The 4,682-nt window shown below is 68.5% G+C and carries 5 protein-coding genes; all 5 read right to left on the bottom strand.

Annotated features, from left to right (window positions below; all coding sequences use genetic code 11):
- A partial coding sequence (locus tag VFL64_RS01450) for an isovaleryl-CoA dehydrogenase (protein ID WP_489538597.1) occupies positions 1-1,524 on the bottom strand: 1,524 nt, incomplete at its 3' end.
- A gap of 24 nt (positions 1,525-1,548) precedes the next feature.
- The gene (locus tag VFL64_RS01445) at positions 1,549-1,998 is read right to left on the bottom strand and encodes a hotdog fold thioesterase (RefSeq protein ID WP_027693277.1); all 450 of its coding nucleotides are present in this window, start codon (positions 1,996-1,998) and stop codon (positions 1,549-1,551) included.
- A gap of 107 nt (positions 1,999-2,105) precedes the next feature.
- Entirely contained in the window at positions 2,106-2,897 is a 792-nt protein-coding gene (locus VFL64_RS01440) for an SDR family oxidoreductase (protein ID WP_489538596.1), read from the bottom strand.
- Positions 2,894-3,112 carry a hypothetical protein gene (locus VFL64_RS01435; protein WP_489538595.1) on the bottom strand — a complete coding sequence of 73 codons (219 nt, stop codon included), beginning with the start codon at positions 3,110-3,112 and terminating at the stop codon, positions 2,894-2,896. The genes VFL64_RS01440 and VFL64_RS01435 overlap by 4 nt, the downstream gene beginning before the upstream one ends.
- A gap of 16 nt (positions 3,113-3,128) precedes the next feature.
- Positions 3,129-4,682: acyl-CoA dehydrogenase family protein (locus VFL64_RS01430; protein ID WP_489538594.1), on the bottom strand; the 1,554-nt coding region annotated here is incomplete at its 5' end.

The following is a 4,682-nucleotide window of genomic DNA, read 5'->3' as shown; positions in this document are numbered from 1 at the left end:
GAAGTCGGGCGCATGCTGCTTCAGCAGCGCCGCCTGCACGGCAAGCGCCACGTCTTGCGCCAGGCGGCGCGCATCGGTCTCGGCACTGGCATCGTCCACGCGCTGCGGCAGCGAATCGGCAAAGCGGTCGAAGGCCGCGTGCGCGCCGCGCGCCGGTGCCAGCTCGGCCATCAGCGCATCGGCGATCGGCCCGCCCCTGCGCAGCGCGCGCAGCAGGTCGAGCGCCATGATGTTGCCGGCACCCTCCCAGATGGAGTTGAGCGGCATCTCACGGTAGATGCGCGCCATCACGCCCTCACCGTGTTCTTCGACGTAGCCATTGCCGCCCAGGCACTCCATGGCCTCCTGCGCGAAGTGGCTGCCGCGCTTGCATACCCAGTACTTGGCCACCGGCGTGAGCAGGCGCGCCATCAGCGCCTCGCGCGGATCTCCGGGGTGGTCGAAGGCGCGCGCCAGGCGCAGGCTGAGCGCGGTGGCGGCTTCGCTCTCCAGCGCCAAGTCGGCCAGCACGTTGCGCATCAACGGCTGCTCGATCAGCCGCTTGCCGAAGGCCTGGCGCTGCGACGTGTGGTTGAGCGCAAGCGACAAGGCATGGCGCATCAACCCGCTGGTGCCCAGCGCGCAATCGAGCCGGGTCATCGTGCCCATCTCGAGGATCTGCGGCACACCCCGCCCTTCTTCGCCGACCAGCCAGGCGTGCGCACCGTCGAACTCCACTTCGGAGCTGGCGTTGGCCTTGTTGCCCAGCTTGTCCTTCAATCGCTGGATGCGGATGTCGTTGATGCTGCCATCGGGCCGCCAGCGTGGCAGGAAGAAGCAGCTCAACCCGGCCGGCGCCTGCGCCAGCACCAGGAAGGCATCGCACATGGGTGCCGAGAAGAACCACTTGTGGCCGACGAGCCGATAGCGCTCGCCCCAGCCGTCACGCCCGTCGTGCCGGGCCTGGGTGGTGTTGGCGCGAACGTCCGAGCCGCCCTGCTTCTCGGTCATGCCCATGCCCATGGTGGCGCCGGTCTTGAGCGAGATTGGGGCAAAGCTCGGGTCGTAGCTGCGCTGCGTGAGCTTCAGGCCCCACTCGGCGGCGATGGCCGGGTTGCCCTTGAGCGCGGGCGCCACGGCGTAGCTCATCGAGATCGGGCAGAGGATCGACGGCTCCAGCTCGGTGCAAAGCATGAAGCCTGCGGCGCGGCGCACATGAGCGCTCTCGCCTTCGGCCCACGGCGCGCCGTGCAGGCCGGAGGTGGCAGCGAGCTCCATCAGCGCGTGGTAGCTCGGGTGGAATTCGACCTGGTCGACGCGGTGGCCAAATCGGTCGTGGGTCAGCAACCGCGGCGTGTGCACGTTGGCCAGGCGCGCATGCGTCTGCATGGCTTCGCTGCCGGCCCGCTCACCGATGCGCTGCAACTCGTCGGTAGCAAGTGCCGGCGCATTGAAGCGCAGCGCATCCCGCAAGGCCTGGTTGCCGGTGAAGAGGTTGCGATCGGTCAGCGGCTGCGGCTGGTTGAACACTTCATGGGTCTGCATGGCCGCCTCTCGTCAGGTCGTGCGTCAGTCCGACGCGTTGTTGCGCAGGATCTTGCGCCCGCCGGCCGGCAGGCCCTTCAGGTACTTGAAGGTGCCGCTGGCCTGCGCCACCAGCGCACCCTTCTCGTCGAACACCGAGGCTTCGCAAAACGCCAGCGAGGCCGTGGCATGCACGCGCCGACCCTTGGCCAGCAGACGGCCGAGGCCGGGGCGCATGAAGCTCGTCTTCATCTCGATGGTGACGACGCCGATGCCGTTGCTGCGGCCTTCGTCACTGCCTTTGTCGAGGCTGCGTGCCGCGTGCGCCATGGTCACGTCGAGCAGGGTCATGGTGACACCGCCGTGCGCCACGCTCCACGAGTTGCACAACTCCTCGCGCAGCGGCAACGCGATCTCCGCCTCGCCGTCTTCGAACTTGAGCAGCTCCATGCCCAGCAGCTCGACGAAGGGGATGTGGGTGTGGAACGTGCTCATGACAGCCCCTCGGCTGGCGAGTACGCCATCCGGCCCCCCGCGGGGGCGCGGGCCGGCTTGGGAGCGGCCCGGCGCTCGGCCCGCATGCGCGCTTCGGTCAGCATGTGTCAGCCGCCGTGGACCGCCGACACGCCGCCGTCGACGGCGAGGATCTGCCCCGTGATGTGGCGCCCCGCCTCGGACGCGACCAGCAGCGCGGCGCCCTTCAGGTCGTCGTCGCCGCCGATGCGCTGCAGCGGTGCCTTGGCGGCCATCGCATCGGCACCGACACGCTCGATCGTGCCCTTGGTCATCTTGCTCGGGAAGAAGCCCGGCGCGAGCGCGTTGACGTTGATGCCGTACTTGCCCCACTCTCCCGCCAACGTACGCGTGAAGTTGACCGCCGCGCCCTTGCTGGTGCCGTAGGCGATGTACTGGATGTCGGGGCCAGCGCCGGAGAGGCCGGCGATCGAGGCCACGTTGATGATGCGGCCCTGGCGGCGCGGGATCATGCTCTGCTTGCCGATGGCCTGGCTCATCAGGAAGATGCTGCGGATGTTGAGGTTCATCACCTTGTCCCAGGCTTCGAGCGGGTGATCCTCGGCCGGAGCGCCCCAGGTGGCGCCGGCGTTGTTGACGAGGATGTCCACATGGCCCAGGCGGGCCATCGCGTCGGAGGCGATGCGCTGGATCTCCTCGGGCACGCTCGCGTCCGCGGCGATCCACAGGGCATCGATGCCCTTGGCCTTGAGGTGCGCAGCCGACTCTTCCAGGTCGCTCGCCTTGCGCGAGGTGAGCAGGATGCGCGCGCCAGCCTCGCCCAAGGCCTCGGCGATCTGCAGGCCCAGGCCGCGCGAACCGCCGGTGACGAGGGCGGTCTTGCCGCTGAGGTCGAACAGCTTCTGGATGGGGGTGCTCATGGTGTCTTGTTGTCTTGGGTTGGAGAGGGTTGTTCCTTCATGCGCGAGCGCACATAGATGAGCGCGAAGCCGAGCACGGCCACGATGCCGCCGCCGATGGCCACGCCGGTGCCCAGCCCGTCGTCGGTGCGCTGCACCGACAGGCCCAGGCCCACACCGAGCAGGCCGCCGTAGATCAGCACCCAGATCAGCGTGTCGATCGTGCTGGTCTTCATGGGGGATGCGCCGCTGTCAGAACCAGGCTTCCTGCATGCCGCGGCAGGTGTCGTCACGCGTTTCCACCACCTTGAGCCAGGCCGGCACACGCGGCAACTCGTAGCGGAAGAAGTAGCGCGCGGCGGCGAGCGTGCCCTGGCGCAGGTTCTCGTCGGCCTTGGAGGCCTGCACGCACAGCGCGAGGTCGAGCCAGATCCACGCCAGCACCGTGTGGCCGAAGCCCTGCAGGTAAGGCGTGGCATTGGCCAGCGCGTCCTCGGGCAGGCCGGTGGCCCAGGCCGCCTTGGTGGTGTTGCCCAGCAGCTTGAGCATGCCGGCCAGGGCGTTGGCGGCCTCGGCCCACTCCTTCGTCTGCAGCGCGCGCTCGATGGTGGCATTGACCTTGGCGGCCAGCAGCGCGAGGCCCTTGCCGCCGTCCATCACCACCTTGCGGCCCAGCAGGTCCAGCCCCTGGATGCCGTGCGTGCCCTCGTGGATCATGTTGAGGCGGTTGTCGCGCCAGTACTGCTCCACCGGGTAATCGCGCGTGTAGCCGTAGCCCCCGTGGATCTGGATGGCCAGGCTGTTGGCCTCCAGGCACCACTCGCTGGGCCAGCTCTTGACGATGGGGGTGAGCATCTCCAGCAGCAGCCCGGCTTCGGCCTTGGCCGCGCCTTCACCGGTGTGCAACTCGTCGACCAGGCGCGAGCAGTACAGCGCCAGCGCCAGCGCGCCTTCGCAGTACGACTTCTGCGCGAGCAGCATGCGCTTCACGTCGGCGTGCTGGATGATCGGCACCTGCTTCTGTGTGGCGTCCTTGCCGCCCACGCCCATGGGGCGGCCTTGCGGGCGGCCCTTCGCGTAGTCGAGGCTGGCCTCGTAGCCGGCATAGCCCAGCATGGTCGCGCCCAGGCCCACGCCGATGCGCGCCTCATTCATCATGTGGAACATGGCCTTGAGGCCGTCGCCCGGCTTGCCCACCAGGTAACCGATGGCGCCCGGCTTGCCACGCACGGGGTACTTGCCCTCGCCGAAGTTGAGCAGCGTGTTCGGGATGCCGCGGTAGCCGAGCTTGTGATTGAGGCCAGCGAGCGCCACGTCGTTGCGCTCTCCGGTGAGCGCGCCCTGCGTGTCGACCAGCTTCTTGGGCACGATGAAGAGCGAGATGCCCTTGGTGCCCGGGATCAAGTTGCCATCGGGCCCGGGGATCTTGGCCAGCACCAGGTGCACGATGTTCTCGGTCAGCTCGTGCTCGCCGTTGCTGATCCACATCTTGTTGCCGCGCAGGCGGTAGCGCGGGCCCAGCGGGTCGCTCTCGAAGCCGTCGCCATCGGGCGTGGCGCGCGTGAGGATGTCCGACAGGCTCGATCCGGCCTGCGGCTCGGACAGGCACATGGTGCCGAAGAAACGGCCGGCGAACTCGTTCTTCGCGAACACCTCCTGCTGCAGCGGCGTGCCGTGCGCCATCAGCAGGTTGGCGTTGCCGGCGGTCAGCATGCCGCCACCACCCAGGCCAATGCTGGCCTTGGAGAAGAAGGTGTTGGCCGCCATCTCCACCGTGCAGGGCAGCTGCATGCCACCGATCTCGTA

Origin of the sequence: Rhizobacter sp., assembly GCF_035702065.1 — a bacterium.
In the GTDB taxonomy this organism is placed as follows: Bacteria; Pseudomonadota; Gammaproteobacteria; order Burkholderiales; family Burkholderiaceae_C; genus Rhizobacter.
This window is presented reverse-complemented; position numbering and strand designations above follow the sequence as displayed.

What these genes read in the sequence shown, in the direction of transcription:
- VFL64_RS01445 (WP_027693277.1), bottom strand. Translation starts at nt 1,998, where the DNA reads ATGAGCACGTTCCACACCCACATCCCCTTCGTCGAGCTGCTGGGCATG.
- VFL64_RS01440 (WP_489538596.1), bottom strand. Translation starts at nt 2,897, where the DNA reads ATGAGCACCCCCATCCAGAAGCTGTTCGACCTCAGCGGCAAGACCGCC.
- VFL64_RS01435 (WP_489538595.1), bottom strand. Translation starts at nt 3,112, where the DNA reads ATGAAGACCAGCACGATCGACACGCTGATCTGGGTGCTGATCTACGGC.